Here is a 13,640-nt window from a genome sequence, read left to right as displayed (position 1 = left end):
TCCCGAAGCTGTTGCATCTGCGCTCGGGTCGTCATGATTCGTCAGCCCGAATCGTCACCGGCGCACCAGGCATGAACTTCAGCCCCTCCAGCTGCACCTGCTCGGCCGCGGACTCGGAGGTGACACCCGCGCGCCGGAGCTGCCCCAACGTCTCGGCCTTCAGCTTCAGCTCCTCCAACGGGTGCAACTGCTTCGCCTCCGAGGCCACAGGGGCCGGCTGGTGGCCGCACTGTCCAGGGCCGCCTGCAGCACCGAGGTGCTGCGTTTGGTTTTGATGTGCGCCAACGCCCGCTCCACGTCATCCGGCTCCAGGCCGTACTGCTCCAACGCCAGCTCACTGTCCTGAAGGTCCGGGAAGGACCCCACAAACTTTGAACCAGAATCCGCTTGAGAACTCGGGGTCGGAGTCGCCGGATTCCCGAACTTCGGGCGCACCTTGGCGATCTCCTTCACCAGGCTCGTCAGCTCACCCTCGGTTGTAGCCTCCTCGGCGAGCGCCAAGACGTTCAGTGCGGCGTCCTTGGAGGTGTAGGTGAACTGGCGGATTTCCTTGCGGCAGAGGGCGATGAGGCCGTGTTCTGCGGCGCGGATCGCGTCGGCTGAGGATGGGTTGTCTTGTACGACTCCGAGCTGGCCGAGTGGGATGTCCGTTTCGGCGTGGAAGTTCATGGCGATGGACTTCATCATCTCGGTGTGAGGTTGGAAGTTCGCCTGGGCGAGTTGTTCGAACTTGGGGACCTTCCAGTCACCGGTCTCGTTGTCGCGTTTGCCGGGCACGCCCCAGATCGCTCCGATGGCGCGCAGCGGGTCGATCCGTTCGCCCTTGTTCGTGAAGAACGCTCCACGGTGTGCGTCCAGCAGGACGCCGCGTGGGGATGAGTAGAACTCGGCGTTGACTTCTTGGCGGAGGATCGTGCGGCAGGCTCGGTCGATGTGGCCCATGACTGCGCGGGAGATCCGGGAGTACCCGAACGGCCGGCGCAGTTCTGGACGCCATCGGTACACGGTGCAGGCCACCCGGTGCGGGATCGTCTTGTATTCGTCGGTAACGACCCAGCGCATTCCAGCACGTTCCAGGTTCAGGGTGAGGCCTGGAAGGTACAGCAGGTGGTTGTCCCGGTTGATGACCTCCAGGGCGGCTGTGGTGCGGCCAGTGCGGGAGCACACCTGGGCGGTGCCTGCGGTGGCGTCCCGCACCGAAATCACGACCGGCGGTTCAGCTTTGGACGTGTCGCCCTTGCTGAAGAACATGAACGAGCAGGACATCATGGCGGCGGCGAGGCGGGCGAACGCCTCGAAGTACTCCAGACGCACCTCATCGTCGAGCTCGTTGAGCTGCTGGATGATCCCGTCCTTGTTCGCTGAGGTGAACCCGACCCGGTTGATCCGGTCCACCGGTGTGCGTGTGGCCTTCTCAGCCCACCCCAACACCGATTCGAGTTCCTTCATGTCATCGGGAATGGAGAAGCCAATGAAGTCCAAGCGGTGCTTCATGTCGTAGTAGTCAAGCTTCAGCTTGTTCCGGCGGTACCGGGACTCGATCTCGGCCTGCATCTTGCCGTGCAGTTCCGCTTCCGTGTCGGTCAGTGAACGGATCATCTAGCACCTCCTACCCGAATGCGCCTTCGGTCTCTTCCTCGTCCGCACCAGAGCGGCGGCGAGCGAATTTCACTGCCCCGTAGTGGGCGCACATGGCGCTCATGAACGGTGGAATGGTCTGGTCATGTCTGAGGGCACGAACTTGAACTGTCGGCCGGCCTTGTCGACGGACTTCTTCACCACGCCGGCCAGGGAACTGTCCAGGCGCGGTTCTGAAAAGTGCTCGATGGTCTTGTCCCGCATAGCGGCGTCGTAGAAGCCATGGACGCTTCGACAACCTCACCGCCGCCCAGGACGTACACCTTCATCTTTTTCTTGCGCAGGTGCGGCACCAGGGACCGGGCAGGCGACTCCCCGTCGATCACGATGGGGTGCACCCGGCGGGCGTACTTCCACAGGTAGGCGACCAGTTTCGGTGTGCCTTCTTCGTCGTAGTCCGCGGAGGCCGCCATCTCCAAGATGACCTTGTCCACATCCTGCGGGAACGACGAGACGGTGATCGACACCTTGCTGCGTTCCAGGTTCATGTCCACCCCAAACGCCGCGGTCTGCCACCGGTCTGCCTCGGCCGCTTCCGGTTCCCGCTGGCCCAGCAGGGTCCAGCGTTCCATCGGGATCGCTGAAACATGCTCCGAAGCCTTCGGCCACATGTTCAGCCGCTCACGGGCGAAAGACTCCGGGGAGAACTGGGACAGCTCACCCTCCACAGTGGAAGGCAGGATGCGGCGGTTATAGGCCGGGTTCCCGGCGGCGTGGTGCTTCTTCTGCCGCACGAACACGCGCAGCTCCTCCGGGGTCATGTCCTCCACGAACCCCGGCGCCCCGAACTCCACCCAGGCGGCCTTCTCGTTGCCCTTCAGCGCGCTGTTACGCACCCGCAGGAACGGCAGGCCGTTGCCCTTGGCCAGTTCCTGGGTCGAGGGCGGGGTGCCCATGTAGATCGTCAGCGGGTCACCCTGCGGGGCGGCCGAGATAGCCGGCAGCAGCGCCTGCAGCTGCTCCTCAGCCAAGTCCTGCGCCTCGTCCAACACCAGCACGTCAGCGGTGAAGCCACGGCCCGAGTTCTTCGAACGGGCGACAAACTCAATCGAGCCGCCGTTCTTCAAGAAGATCGCTTCCTGGCCGTTGACATTCCGGACCAGCTTGACCTTCGCGTTCAAGTCCGGGAACAGTGCGTTCGGGTCATCCTTCTTCTCACCGAAGAAATGCTTGAGCCGAGCGAACGCCTTCTGCGCGGTCTTGACCTCGTGGGCGGTATGCAGGAACTTCAATCCCAGCCGCGTCGTCCCGTACAGCTGGACGATCTCCAGAGACCCGTTCTTGCCGTTCTGGCGGGCCACCGTCACCCCGCCCACCGCGCAGACCCGGCGGGAATCCTCGCCAGTGCGCAGCCACGACTTGCAGACCGTCTCCTGCCAAGGGTCCGCGATCAGGCCGTACTTGGCGGCAAGCCAGACAGCGTCCTCACCATGATCATCCAAGAACCCTGCCGGCTCCGGGTGGTGTTGTACCTGGGGATCTGGGAACCATAAAGCACGCCATCACCCGTTCAGGTCACTATCCGGAGCGTCTCATCTCCCGAGCCCGCCGGCGGCCTCCAACTCATCATCAACCGTCGTTTCCGCTGCCGCTGCCGGCGCAGGTGCCTCGTCGGTCTTAGCTTCACCGCCCCGGGACAAGTCCGTGATCATCTGCCGGAACGTGTTCTGCTGCTGTCGGGCTTCGCTCAGGACGTTCTGGAACTTCACTTCGACGTTGATGTTCAGCTCTTCATGGTCCGGGTTAATTTCCTTGTCGAGTACGCGGAACTGCATCAGGTTCAGCACGCCCTTGCCCTGAATGATGTTGTCCAGCTCGTCCAGCCGGTCGGCCATGCGGGCAGCCTCCACCAGCAGCGCGTAGCGACCGTAATCAGTCACGCCCTTGATCAGGGCCCGGAACAGGCTAGAACCGCGCTCACCCAGTCCAGGAGGCTCCGCGAACACGCCCACACGCCCACCCCGCTTACTGGAACCGCACGATCTGGCCCGCCGTGGTGGCGATCATCGGAGTCACCACGCCCATCTGCTGCAGCGTCAAAGCGTCGTGCGCATACACAAGATCAGCCGACCGTCCCCGGCACTCATTCACATCGCCGCACACCCGCAGGACACCGTTGCCAGAGAACTCGATCCGGTAATCCCCATGCGCACCGCAAATTTTGCTGACGTTCAAATCCAACGCCGCATCAATCATCAGGCGCAGCGCCTCCAGCGCACTTAAGCGGCCCGGCATCACCAACGCCACCCGTTGCCCCAACGCCGCCGAGGTTACCGCGTTGCTCAAGCGTCCGCGGCTGAAGTCTTGGTAGCCATCACTGCCCCTCTCCTTGCCACTCTTCAGCGTGCAGCACGGTCATCAGGTGCGGAGTTTCCCGCAGCCCGAGCAGACTGGTCAGTATTTCCACGCTCTCGTCGATGCCGTACTGGACGCCGCTACGCGGCCCCTGACGCAGCAGAGCGCGAACACCGATCACGTGAGGGTCATGAGGACTCATGCCGGCTCTCCGTCGAACTTCGTCGGCCACCGCGTTGTTGGGTACCACCAAAACGCGCTCAACACCCTCCGGGGCCTCGGTGAGCCACTGAATGGCCAGGAAGGTCTTCCCCTCCTGCCGAGCGCCGGTAATGACGTGCAGCGGCCCCTCCCTAAAGTGCGCTGGAACAAGCTTCTGAAGATGCGCCCGTGTGCGCCTGAGCCCCCTAATGAAATCTGCCGATGCCCCAGAAATCTGCAACGCAGACCCGATCATGCGAGCAACCATGCTTTCCTCCTACCCTCGGCGAGCGCGGCAAGTGGTGCTGCTGGCTAGGCGGGGGTGCGTAGTGGTTTGAGTTTCGAGCCTGATCCTCGGTAGGGCTTGCCCATGGCGATGTATCGGCCGGTTGAGTAGATCTCAATGTTCCGGCCGTCTCGGATGCGGCGGCCGGGTTGGTGGTCGAGGTATCCCCAGATGTGCAGGCCACGGCCTGATCGGGAGAGTTCGACGTAGGTGCCGCGGTTGGCGGCGAGTATTTCGGCGGCCCAGAGGGCAAGGTTGCCGTCATCCGTGATCGCGTCGTCCAGGTCTATGACGCCGATGCCTGAGCCGTCGAGGACGAATCCGACTCCGACGCCCACGGTGGACGCTACAGCGCGCTGGTGGCTGACCCAGGCGCGTGATTCGTTGACTCGGGCGAGCTGGCCGCATACACCCAGGGGGCGTTTGCGTTCGTCGTGGCGCACCCAGTTGTCGCGGTGCCGCAGATCGGTGGGCAGCTTCTTTCCTGCGCGGTGCGAGGAGACCCGGCAGCGGCCAGAGCAGAACCGCGTCCCGGCCCGGCGCCATGCCGGCAGCCGCTTGGGGCAGTTCTCGCAAATCCTCATGCTTCTATTCTACCGCGTGTAACGCGAAAAACCCCGGAATCATGCGGAAGTTTGGGCCTTTTCGGGGCCGAAAACCCTACGAAAACTAAGCCTGTCAAAACAATTAGTAAAACCCCTAGTCAGCTACGCTTTTCTCGCAAAGCCCCGCGTCAGAGGGAGCCGGGGGGATATGGCGCAATGCACGGTGGTGCGAGGAAACAAGGGGCGGGAGGGGATCCTCCCTGGGGCTACTGTCAGGACCAGCGACCGCTGTTGCGAAGCGGCGCGGCGTGCACGATCGTGCGTGGTTGAGGACGATTTCCCTTTGACTGATTGCATCGACGACAGATGATTTCGATGTTCTCAATCACATCAGCACCACCGGACGCATGGGGAACAACGTGATCCCCTTCAGCACTGTTGGGCAATTTCGAGGTCACGTAATCCAACACCACACCGCAGTACGGGCAACGCTCCTGCCCGGCCTGCTGGGCCAGCCATCTGGCAGACGCCACTAGCTTCTTCCACCGTGCGGTGCCAGTGCGCGACGTGGCCACGCTGACACCTCCGCAACCTGGTCGTTAACGCAGTGAAGGGCCAACCATCACGGCCGGCCCTTCACTAGTATCAACTCGCTTTTGGATACACGAGTGGTAAGTGGTTTCAGGATACAGGCAACACGCCCTTCCTGTCACACTGGCCACCCGCGTGTCCTACTCCTGCTGCTGTGGGCGGGTCAGCTCCTCCAGCACGTGGATGCTCTCACCCTGCCACGTGGCGCCGCACCCCTTGCACTCCACCAGTACCGAGGGTGACGCCTCAGCCTGATCGTGGCGATCACCGCACGGTTGACCACAGTCTCCCCGTCCACCTGCTCGCGCACCTCATTCGTGTGACAGGCAGGGCAAGCGCGGCCAAGCTCAACCACGACCGGAGGATCGAACAGCCGCTCAATCTCAGACACCCAGTAGCCCAGCGTCCGGTACGCCTCGTTGATCCACTGCTCATCATTGCCCAGCGCATCCACCCAGTACCTGAGCTTCTCCGCTTCCTTCTCAGGGATCGGATCACCAGTACGGTCGAACACCAGCCAACACTGATCGTGAATGCCCTGGCTGATCTCCTGCCACAGATCCAAAGCAGCTGCAGCAATCGGAACACCCGGGCCACTACCCGAACGCCCCGATGACCGCTCACCTGAAGGCTTCACCTCCTGCTTCAACTCCAACAGCAGCGGCGGCACCGTCACCACCTTCGGGCCATCCTGTGTCTTCTCAATCTTCGGAGTCTGCGACACCAACTGATCCCGGAACCGCCAGATCATCGTCCGCTTGAACAAGAACGGATCAACAACCCCCGCACCCGCCGCATACAACTCCTGCACATGTCCCCAGCAACCGCAGCCAGGCTCATTACTGCACTCAGGCACAGAGCACCTCCTCACCCGACAAGAGTGCGTGCACCCGGCGGCTCCTCCAATCCGAAGGGCGCAGGATCACCGCCTCCTGGCCAGCTTCACGCAACGCAGCGATCCATTCCTCCTGATGCGGACTCACCTTCCCCGTCATCGTCTTCAGCTCCACGAACAGCGTCCTCTTCCTGGCGGCACTCACCAGCACCAGGTCAGGGAAACCAGGCTGGCTGCGCTTCGAATTTTGGGTGTGGTAAATCTGCCGATACCCCAGTAGACGGGCAGCATCGACCACCATCTTCTGGAACGTCCTCTCATCCCACTGCAAAACAGGATGAACATCTTTCTTGGTTTTCACAGTCATCTCTTCCTAGGTCTATTCCGTCTGCGCTTACGGCCAGGCCCAGCAGGACGAGGAACACCAGAAGTACTCCCAGCCTCAGGATCGCGAGACCCAGCCCGGCCCGTCCCGTCCCGACCCGACCCGGCAAACCCAGATCTGCCATAGCTGTCATTACGGGTTTTCAGTTGGTTTTCATTTGATCGGCGTTTGATCGGCGTTTGATCCTGCCCGGAGTTCGACCGTTCGCCGGGGCGGCCGGTAGGTGCCGTAGCCTGCCCTGGTTCGGGATCTCCTGATGAATGCCTGTTCGCCGGCGTCTTGCCGTTCGTGCCCTCGCTCGGCGCTCCGGCGGGTGCCGTGGCGCGGCGTGCAGCTGGAGCCTCAACGCATTTGGGAGGTTCAACAGCCTGGGGCTCGTCATCGAATGATTCGATGGTGGGAAACGCTGTCAGATCCGAGTGGGATCTGATGCCCTGGGCCGGTGTGGCCGTAGCTCCAGGGGACTCGACCGGCGCTGCTTGTGCCGTAGCGGGCGACGGGGCGGCGCCGGGATGAGCCGTAGCGCCTTCCTTGGCCGGATCCTCAACGCTTGTGGGAGGTTCAACAGCCTGGGGCTCGTCTGCCGCCGGAAGCGGGGCGGGAGTCTTGGTTTCCTTGCGCTGCTCAGTCGGTGTGACTCGATGGCCACACTTCTCGAACAACCATTTCGCGGTATCCGCACCATAGTACGGATTCGTTGGCACTGGTCTGAGCTTCTTGTCCCAGTTATCACCTTCCTGTCTAGCCGAGTTGCAGCTCTTACACGCCACAACCCGATCCTTCGTCGTCGAATTCTTATCCCCGGGCTTCAAATGATCAATGGTCCCCATCCGCCCGGACTTTCGGTCAGCATCCCACCGGGTGAGCCTGCCGCACCAACGGCACTCGTCCCCGTCACGCAGCCGGACAGGGCCGGAACGCTCCGGGTTCCGATTGTCGTACTGGCGCTGCTGCTCCCACTCCTTCTCCGACTTCAGAATCATGTGGAAGAGGTCCTTTTCCTCCACAAGCTTCAATACACGGCGGGGGCGCGTGCCCAGCACGTTGCCCTCGTCGTCCTTGAGATCTTCCTGGATCTCCTTCTCAAAGAAAATCCCGCAATGCAGGGCCGCGGCTTTCAGCGGCTCATACCTGGACCCAGCCAGGCTCCGGGCCGTGCCGATCTCTACGATGTAGTCCATATCGTGGGCGGCTGACTGGGTAGCGCACCGATTGATCCACCCATACACCTCATTGAGCAGGCGGTCATCGTAGTCCTCCATCTCCAAGATGCGCAGCACCAGCGGATGATTCGCCGCCGCATCCGACTGCTTCAACCAGGACATTCATTTTCCGATCTATCGATCCCAACAATTCATCGCCACCCCGCCACCACGGCGAGCGCAGTCTCTATCCGGATGCCTGTTCGACAGGAGCCTGCATGGTGATTGGGGTGTTGATGGGCACGTGTCCTATTTCGGCTACTCCGACGCACAGGGTCACCCACTTGTCGGTGGCTGTCTGGTAGTGGCCAATGCTTTCGGTTTCGCGGTGGTGTTCCACGCGGTCGAGTTCTCCCGTGTAGGTTCCCTGGTGGTGGTGTACGGTCACGATTCTTCCGAGGTGCGTGCCGTTGAGTTGTTGTGCGGTGAGGTTCATTTGGTGCTCCTAAATCCGATTCTTGTGCGGTCTTCCCACTCCGGTTCACGAAAGTGCCGGTGAGTTTCGTTGGGCTCGTACTGTCCTGCATTCTCAACGAGCGAGGTCGCCCCTCCCGGCCCGGCTCCTGCTCGCTACGCAAGTTCTCAGCGAACGCTTCCAGGAACTCGCAGGCGGCCCGGTAAAGCCTGATCATCTGTCCTCCAAGTAAATGATTCGCGTCGGCGTCCCAGACAGGGAGACCACATCAAACAGGTGAATCGGACTTTTGCCCGACGCACCGCCCCAGTAGCAAGCACCTCCACTGCGGGAAGGCGCGGACTCCGCAACCACCCGGCGGGGCCGGCCAACGCGTAGTCGCCTTTGCGGTAGTAACTTTTCGTGTTTGCGGCGTTGCCCAGCTGCCCCTGTAATGCCTTCATGGCCGCGACAAAGGGACCGAACGCTGTCTTGGCAGCTTGCTCCATGTCCTGCGCAAGGTAGTGGAAAGCTCGCAACGGGTTGTGGTTGATCCTGCCCTTGCGGATCTGCTGCAGGGCCTCGGTCATCTCGCGGCCTGCTGCCTGACGGTAAAGGCGTGCAAGGCGGGGCTGGCCGGTGTTCTCCGCTCTGGCCGCCTGTGCGCGTAGTCCGCGGCCTTAGCGATCGTGCGGGCGGTTCTCAACGCCCTGAGATTCTGGGTCATGGTGTTGGCCTTTCTAGAGCCAGGAATGAAGCCAATGCAGCGCATGGAGCGCCAGGAACAGATGAACAGGCATCACGAGGTCTCGCGGATCTGCTCGGCACGGGCACGAAGCCATGATGCAATGCCAGAAGCGTTCCATCCGTGCACCACAGGCCCATATGGCTGTCACTCGCCGCTTCTTCGAGCGCTTCAGCTTTCGCCTTAGCTTCCCGCTCGTGCTGGTGGGCTTCTAACAACCCGGCCAAGTGTGCGCCGTAGGAATCTGGCTCCATAACGCTAGAGGCGCTGTGAGGTTTTGCTCCCATAACGCGCGGGCCGCTCTTCCACCCACAAGCGCAGTGCGTCCTCCCGTCACGGATACTATGACGCTGTCGATGCTCGTTGAGTAGTGCCAGGATGGTGGTCCCGCCGCCTTCCGGGGGCACCCAGAGGACCGTGTACCAGAACTTGGTGCCCTCGATTTCGTCGGCCAGGTCGACGTCGGTGAGCCCTGTCGTCCCATTGGTGCACCACCAGGTGCCGGTGGGGCGCTTATGCAATGCGAGACCGGCATAGTCCCTAAGGATTGTCCCCTCCGGCAGCGCTTCCAGCCCCTCCACGGTGGTGATGGTGCGGGGCACTGTGTCGGGTGTTGGCACCCCCATGTTGCCTACATCCGACACAGCACCGGTTGTGATTCGGTGCGGGACGGTCAGCGGATTGGTGACGGGGCGGGGCGCAGGCAAGGCGGCCAGGTAAGCGGTCACGGCGGCATTCATCCCGGCCCGGTATTTGTCAGCGAGGGCCGGGTCTGCGGAGCACAACCTTTGCCAGTTGGTCAGGCCCATAGGGTCGTTATAGAAGCCAGCGCACGCCGCTTCGAGCGCTTCCGGGTTGAGACGATCAGTCATGGTCGGCCTCCTTGCTCGAAGATGTTGTACTGGGTTCGGCCCTGCAGCTCAGAGCGCGTGGTCTGCTGCAGGGAGTGCAGATCGTCGATCTTCCGCTTCAGCTGCTTGAAGTAGCGGCCAAGCAGGAAGGCCAGGCCGAGAGCGGCCAGGAACCAGACGATGATGAACAGTGCGATCAGGGTGAAGATGCTCATGCCTGCACCACGAATCCGGCGAAGCACTTGCCCCAGGCCGAGCCAATGACGAGCCGGTCCTCTTCCCCGTGGGGTTCGGTTCCACCCGCCAGCCAGCACCAGTCCGTGCGGTACTCGATGTTCAGCTCGATCAGGTCATCGGCGAGGAAACTGGCTTCCAAGGTTTCCCCGGTCTCGCGCTCGAACCAATTGCGCACTGCTTCGTCGGCGCTGTGCGCGTCCGAGGTGCCCGTGACCATCCACTGGTCACCGTCCTCACCCAGATTGATGACGCTGATGTTCTCGGTGTTGCTCATGCTGCTGCTTCTTTCTTCAGTACTTCCAACTTGTCGGGACGGAACCCGAACCAGGACGTGGACTCGTCCGGGGTTGCGGCCACGACCTCCACGTACGGCATGCTGGGGGCCACGCCCAGCTGCTTGGCGAGGAACCGCAGTTCGTCCACGTAGGCGCGGTCCTGCTCCGGGTCCACGGTCTTCACCTGGAAAGCGACACCCATGGCCTTCAGCTTCCGCAGCGTGTTATCGCACTGATTGCAGTGGCCGGTCTTCACGTAGACCGTCACGTGGGGTGGCTGCACCTGCGATTCCTCGCCCACATGGCAGTCACACAGGCAGCTGGCCAGCTCATCCGCGGCCGCGTCCCACGCCTTGCCCTGGCAGTACGGGTGCTTGTTCTCCCGGCACTCGGCCGAGGCCTGCTGGGTGCTCATCAGGCTGACTCCATTTCGCTCATGATTGCTCTTGCCTTTCTCAAGCCCGTGACCAGGCGTGCGATTGCTGCGGCGCGGCCGGGGTGACTTTCAGGGTGTGCATGACTTCGCCCTTGAACCGTGGGGCCTCGTGATTCATCACGGCCTGGAAATAGGGCTTCTTGTCCGCGAACGCGCTGTACCGGTGAATGCTCACCAGGCCGTTGGCCTTGTTCGACCAGCGGGTAGCGGTCTGGCGGTAGATCCACTTCTTAGCCACGAGCAGTTCGCGCAGCTCAGCCTCGCCAATGTTCAAGCCCGAAGCGATCGTGCGGACCGTGACCAGGTCTTCATCAGCGACGAACGTGTTCACATATTCGACCTTCGGCGCGTCCTGCTCCACCTTCGCGGCCAGTGCGGCGCGCTCCTGCTCGGCCTGCATGGCCAGCTGCAGGATCTCCATGCGGGACATCTCCGCCTGGGCCGGCTTCGCCAGTTGCTGCGCCATCTCATAGAACGCCTTCACCAACGCCTTCTTGAAGGCACGAACCTGATCGCTGTTGCGCAGGTACGTCATGAGCAGAGTGGCCTGCTGTTCGTTCAGCTGCGCCACCTCACGCTGCTGGACGCCGCCGGCGGTTTGCAAGGGTGCGTTTTCAAAACGCACCCTTCCGAAGTCCTCGAAATCGGTGCGGTTATCACGGATCAGGCGGATGACGCTCTTGTGCTGGTTTCCGGTGCCCTCAGCAACGGTCACCGAGGACACCACCAGCCCGAAACCGTTATGCTCAACGAGGCCCGCCGGGTTCTGGATGCTTGGGAACATCTTTACTCCTCCTTTACAAAGCTTTGAGTTTGTTTTCTGGGGTACAAGGTTCTAAGAGCACTTCTCCACGGGATCCGCCGGCATCCGGACCGGCATGACCAGGTACTCGGTCTCCTGCTCATCCAGCGGGGCGTCCCCGTTCGTGAGCATGACCGGCTTCGTGGGGCCGCGCTCCACGAGCCACGAGATCCGCACCTGTTCACCGGGCAGCGCGGCCAGGGTCTCCTGCAAGAAATGGGGATTGAGCGCGGTGCCAATGAACTCGTGGCCGCTGACCTGCATCACCGGGGACTTGCTGCGGTCGCCGTCGTATCCCTCGCTGGCGGCCTGCATCCCACCCTCGACCCGGTGCAACACGATGGGTGTTCTGGGTTCGGCCATGCCCTGCAGGATGGTGGTGGCGCGCAGCAGTTCCTTGCGGGAAAGCTTGGCGTGCACCCTTTGGCCATGGAACAGCTCGTTGATTTTCGGGTACGTCCCGTTGTGGCACAGGACGTCGATCGCGCAGTTCTCGCCCGTGATGCTCAGCAGCGGGCCGTCGTCATCTGAGGCGGTGATGCGCAGCTCGTCCTCGTCCTTGATGATCGGTGCGATCAGGTTCCACACCTTCAACGGCAGGAGCCGCTCAAACTTCTGACCGCTGGTCTTGCTGTCGGTAGAGGTGCGGCCAAGGGTGGCGCGGGCCAGCCGGTAGCGGTCAGTGGCCAGAATCCGCAGCCGCCCGGAATCCCAGAGGATCTGCGCGGCGCAGAGAACAGGCGTGGTGTCATCTTTGCCGATGGCGTGCTTCACGCTGCCCATCAACCGCAGCAGGTCGGCAGCGGCCCAAGTGGCCTGCACACGGCCCTGCCCCTCAGCCTCGCGAAAGGCGATTTCCTCGAACCACGCGCCAGCCGTGGCCGCGCTTACGCAGTTCATGCCCAGTGCCAGGGAATACCCGTCAGCCTGAACAAAGACCTTCGGCAGACCCATCACCATGGTCTGCTGGATCTTCACCTTGTCCGTCTTCGGCTTGCCCTTGGCCAGCAGCCGGACAGCGTCCTCAAGGGGGCGTGCCGGCAAGATGAAACCGTGTATCGGCGACGGTTGCTGGGTGCCGACATGCACCTGGCGGCGCACCTCGTAATCCCAGGTGGTGGCGCTCAAATACTTGTCACCCTGGAAGCTCAGCACTACCCGCCGGTTCATCGGCGACGGCGTGCGGCCAACCGGGCGCACCAGGCGCAACAAGCGCAGCAGGTCACCGAACTCGGCCTCCAGCGAGGCCTCCGGGAAAATCCACGCATCGGCGGCTCTGGCGCCGGCTACCGGTACTGGGGTGGTGGTCATGGTTCGTCCTTCCTAAGCTGCTTGGCGCTTCTCGCGCATTTTTCTGATCTTCTGCTTATGCCGCTGGCGCCTCCGGTACTCCGACCACCGCTCATCGCCGGTGGTTCCGCCGTACACGCCGTGACGGATCGAGTCCGTGTGCTGCATGGCCGCATCCAGGCAAGCGGCCCGCACCGGGCAGGCCGCGCAGATCTTCCGGGCCGGGTCGGCTTCACTGTCCGCAGCACCAACCGGGAAGAACGGGTCACCGTGCTTCTTGAAATCCCAGTTCTTGCACGCCGCCTGGGCCTGCCAGTTCTCGGACTTACGGACCGGGTCAGGAGCCTGACGCACCGTGCTGGCACTACTGCGCTGGGCTACCATTGCGGGCTCCACGGCTTTTCGCGGCACCCCAGGAACCCGGACCGGCCGAACTCTTTTACCTGCCGGAACTCCGCCACCGTCCTCCGCGCCCACTCGAACGCTTCCTCACGGTCGTTGCTGCTGAACGTCACCCACAGGCCGGACACCCGCACCGGCACTCCCGGCTGATGCCAGATCTTCACACACCAGGTCTTCTCGCCCGGCGCCAGCCCCGGCACCGGCCGCACCGTCGCCCGCGGCCACGCCAC

21 protein-coding genes are annotated in these 13,640 nt (G+C 62.6%); 1 reads left to right on the top strand and 20 read right to left on the bottom strand.

Going from position 1 to position 13,640, the window contains the following annotated elements; genetic code table 11:
- Nucleotides 1-31: 31 nt before the first annotated feature.
- The 10 genes from JCM19049_RS17465 to JCM19049_RS00275 all read right to left on the bottom strand — a co-directional run bounded on the left by JCM19049_RS17465 (nt 32) and on the right by JCM19049_RS00275 (nt 6,758).
- On the bottom strand, nt 32-178 hold the full coding sequence (locus JCM19049_RS17465; protein WP_279402091.1) for a hypothetical protein: 147 nt from the start codon (nt 176-178) through the stop codon (nt 32-34).
- Nucleotides 166-1,599, bottom strand: coding sequence for a hypothetical protein (locus JCM19049_RS00310; protein WP_054820427.1), 1,434 nt, complete (start codon nt 1,597-1,599; stop codon nt 166-168). Before JCM19049_RS00310 ends, JCM19049_RS17465 begins: the two co-directional genes overlap by 13 nt.
- Before the next feature lie 176 nt (nt 1,600-1,775).
- Entirely contained in the window at nt 1,776-3,080 is a 1,305-nt protein-coding gene (locus JCM19049_RS00305; protein WP_054820426.1) for a hypothetical protein, read from the bottom strand.
- A 90-nt stretch (nt 3,081-3,170) separates the two neighbouring features.
- Nucleotides 3,171-3,590 carry a hypothetical protein gene (locus JCM19049_RS00300; protein WP_054820425.1) on the bottom strand — a complete coding sequence of 140 codons (420 nt, stop codon included), beginning with the start codon at nt 3,588-3,590 and terminating at the stop codon, nt 3,171-3,173.
- Nucleotides 3,591-3,603: 13 nt separating this feature from the next.
- Nucleotides 3,604-3,924, bottom strand: coding sequence for a hypothetical protein (locus tag JCM19049_RS00295; protein ID WP_054820424.1), 321 nt, complete (start codon nt 3,922-3,924; stop codon nt 3,604-3,606).
- 28 nt (nt 3,925-3,952) lie between these two features.
- Nucleotides 3,953-4,402 carry a hypothetical protein gene (locus JCM19049_RS00290; RefSeq protein WP_279402090.1) on the bottom strand — a complete coding sequence of 150 codons (450 nt, stop codon included), beginning with the start codon at nt 4,400-4,402 and terminating at the stop codon, nt 3,953-3,955.
- 44 nt (nt 4,403-4,446) lie between these two features.
- Nucleotides 4,447-5,004 (bottom strand): hypothetical protein, encoded by a 558-nt coding sequence (locus JCM19049_RS00285; protein ID WP_054820422.1) that lies wholly within the window; start codon nt 5,002-5,004, stop codon nt 4,447-4,449.
- 233 nt (nt 5,005-5,237) lie between these two features.
- Nucleotides 5,238-5,540: an HNH endonuclease signature motif containing protein gene (locus JCM19049_RS17460; RefSeq protein WP_279402089.1), complete on the bottom strand. Its 303-nt coding sequence runs from the start codon at nt 5,538-5,540 to the stop codon at nt 5,238-5,240.
- Between the two features lie 179 nt (nt 5,541-5,719).
- Nucleotides 5,720-6,367 carry a hypothetical protein gene (locus JCM19049_RS00280; protein ID WP_054820421.1) on the bottom strand — a complete coding sequence of 216 codons (648 nt, stop codon included), beginning with the start codon at nt 6,365-6,367 and terminating at the stop codon, nt 5,720-5,722.
- 37 nt (nt 6,368-6,404) lie between these two features.
- Nucleotides 6,405-6,758 (bottom strand): VRR-NUC domain-containing protein, encoded by a 354-nt coding sequence (locus tag JCM19049_RS00275; protein ID WP_279402088.1) that lies wholly within the window; start codon nt 6,756-6,758, stop codon nt 6,405-6,407.
- A gap of 659 nt (nt 6,759-7,417) precedes the next feature.
- On the opposite strand from JCM19049_RS00275, the gene JCM19049_RS17455 reads away from it, so the two are divergent.
- Nucleotides 7,418-7,972, top strand: a complete 555-nt coding sequence (locus JCM19049_RS17455) for a hypothetical protein (RefSeq protein WP_279402087.1) — start codon at nt 7,418-7,420, stop codon at nt 7,970-7,972.
- A 193-nt stretch (nt 7,973-8,165) separates the two neighbouring features.
- Here JCM19049_RS17455 and JCM19049_RS00265 read toward each other — a convergent pair whose 3' ends face one another.
- From JCM19049_RS00265 to JCM19049_RS00220, 10 genes are all read right to left on the bottom strand, one after another.
- Complete coding sequence (locus JCM19049_RS00265) at nt 8,166-8,414, bottom strand: hypothetical protein (RefSeq protein ID WP_054820418.1); 249 nt, start codon at nt 8,412-8,414, stop codon at nt 8,166-8,168.
- A gap of 146 nt (nt 8,415-8,560) precedes the next feature.
- Nucleotides 8,561-8,962 carry a hypothetical protein gene (locus JCM19049_RS00260; protein ID WP_054820417.1) on the bottom strand — a complete coding sequence of 134 codons (402 nt, stop codon included), beginning with the start codon at nt 8,960-8,962 and terminating at the stop codon, nt 8,561-8,563.
- Between the two features lie 133 nt (nt 8,963-9,095).
- A complete protein-coding gene (locus JCM19049_RS00255; RefSeq protein WP_054820416.1) occupies nt 9,096-9,989 on the bottom strand; it encodes a hypothetical protein in 894 nt (297 codons plus the stop codon).
- Entirely contained in the window at nt 9,986-10,183 is a 198-nt protein-coding gene (locus tag JCM19049_RS00250; RefSeq protein WP_054820415.1) for a hypothetical protein, read from the bottom strand. Before JCM19049_RS00250 ends, JCM19049_RS00255 begins: the two co-directional genes overlap by 4 nt.
- Nucleotides 10,180-10,479, bottom strand: coding sequence for a hypothetical protein (locus tag JCM19049_RS00245; RefSeq protein WP_054820414.1), 300 nt, complete (start codon nt 10,477-10,479; stop codon nt 10,180-10,182). Before JCM19049_RS00245 ends, JCM19049_RS00250 begins: the two co-directional genes overlap by 4 nt.
- Complete coding sequence (locus JCM19049_RS00240; protein WP_054820413.1) at nt 10,476-10,895, bottom strand: glutaredoxin family protein; 420 nt, start codon at nt 10,893-10,895, stop codon at nt 10,476-10,478. The genes JCM19049_RS00245 and JCM19049_RS00240 overlap by 4 nt, the downstream gene beginning before the upstream one ends.
- Before the next feature lie 40 nt (nt 10,896-10,935).
- Entirely contained in the window at nt 10,936-11,700 is a 765-nt protein-coding gene (locus tag JCM19049_RS00235; protein ID WP_054820412.1) for a Rha family transcriptional regulator, read from the bottom strand.
- A gap of 51 nt (nt 11,701-11,751) precedes the next feature.
- The gene (locus JCM19049_RS00230) at nt 11,752-13,029 is read right to left on the bottom strand and encodes a DNA polymerase III subunit beta (RefSeq protein ID WP_054820411.1); all 1,278 of its coding nucleotides are present in this window, start codon (nt 13,027-13,029) and stop codon (nt 11,752-11,754) included.
- A gap of 12 nt (nt 13,030-13,041) precedes the next feature.
- Nucleotides 13,042-13,392, bottom strand: a complete 351-nt coding sequence (locus tag JCM19049_RS00225; RefSeq protein WP_054820410.1) for a WhiB family transcriptional regulator — start codon at nt 13,390-13,392, stop codon at nt 13,042-13,044.
- The coding region (locus tag JCM19049_RS00220; RefSeq protein ID WP_279402086.1) for a hypothetical protein at nt 13,386-13,640 on the bottom strand (255 nt) is incomplete at its 5' end. The genes JCM19049_RS00220 and JCM19049_RS00225, both read right to left, overlap by 7 nt.

The sequence above is a fragment of the Arthrobacter sp. JCM 19049 genome, assembly GCF_001310435.1.
Note: the sequence above shows the minus strand (reverse complement) of the source record. Positions and strands in the feature narration are given on the sequence as shown.

Bases quoted from the DNA above. Each gene is read 5' to 3' on its own strand.
- JCM19049_RS17455 (WP_279402087.1), top strand. From the start codon at position 7,418: ATGGCCACACTTCTCGAACAACCATTTCGCGGTATCCGCACCATAGTA.
- JCM19049_RS00235 (WP_054820412.1), bottom strand. From the start codon at position 11,700: ATGTTCCCAAGCATCCAGAACCCGGCGGGCCTCGTTGAGCATAACGGT.
- JCM19049_RS00260 (WP_054820417.1), bottom strand. From the start codon at position 8,962: ATGACCGAGGCCCTGCAGCAGATCCGCAAGGGCAGGATCAACCACAAC.
- JCM19049_RS00265 (WP_054820418.1), bottom strand. From the start codon at position 8,414: ATGAACCTCACCGCACAACAACTCAACGGCACGCACCTCGGAAGAATC.
- JCM19049_RS00255 (WP_054820416.1), bottom strand. From the start codon at position 9,989: ATGACTGATCGTCTCAACCCGGAAGCGCTCGAAGCGGCGTGCGCTGGC.
- JCM19049_RS00290 (WP_279402090.1), bottom strand. From the start codon at position 4,402: ATGGTTGCTCGCATGATCGGGTCTGCGTTGCAGATTTCTGGGGCATCG.
- JCM19049_RS00245 (WP_054820414.1), bottom strand. From the start codon at position 10,479: ATGAGCAACACCGAGAACATCAGCGTCATCAATCTGGGTGAGGACGGT.
- JCM19049_RS00240 (WP_054820413.1), bottom strand. From the start codon at position 10,895: ATGAGCACCCAGCAGGCCTCGGCCGAGTGCCGGGAGAACAAGCACCCG.
- JCM19049_RS00230 (WP_054820411.1), bottom strand. From the start codon at position 13,029: ATGACCACCACCCCAGTACCGGTAGCCGGCGCCAGAGCCGCCGATGCG.
- JCM19049_RS00275 (WP_279402088.1), bottom strand. From the start codon at position 6,758: ATGACTGTGAAAACCAAGAAAGATGTTCATCCTGTTTTGCAGTGGGAT.
- JCM19049_RS00225 (WP_054820410.1), bottom strand. From the start codon at position 13,392: ATGGTAGCCCAGCGCAGTAGTGCCAGCACGGTGCGTCAGGCTCCTGAC.
- JCM19049_RS00310 (WP_054820427.1), bottom strand. From the start codon at position 1,599: ATGATCCGTTCACTGACCGACACGGAAGCGGAACTGCACGGCAAGATG.
- JCM19049_RS00285 (WP_054820422.1), bottom strand. From the start codon at position 5,004: ATGAGGATTTGCGAGAACTGCCCCAAGCGGCTGCCGGCATGGCGCCGG.
- JCM19049_RS00250 (WP_054820415.1), bottom strand. From the start codon at position 10,183: ATGAGCATCTTCACCCTGATCGCACTGTTCATCATCGTCTGGTTCCTG.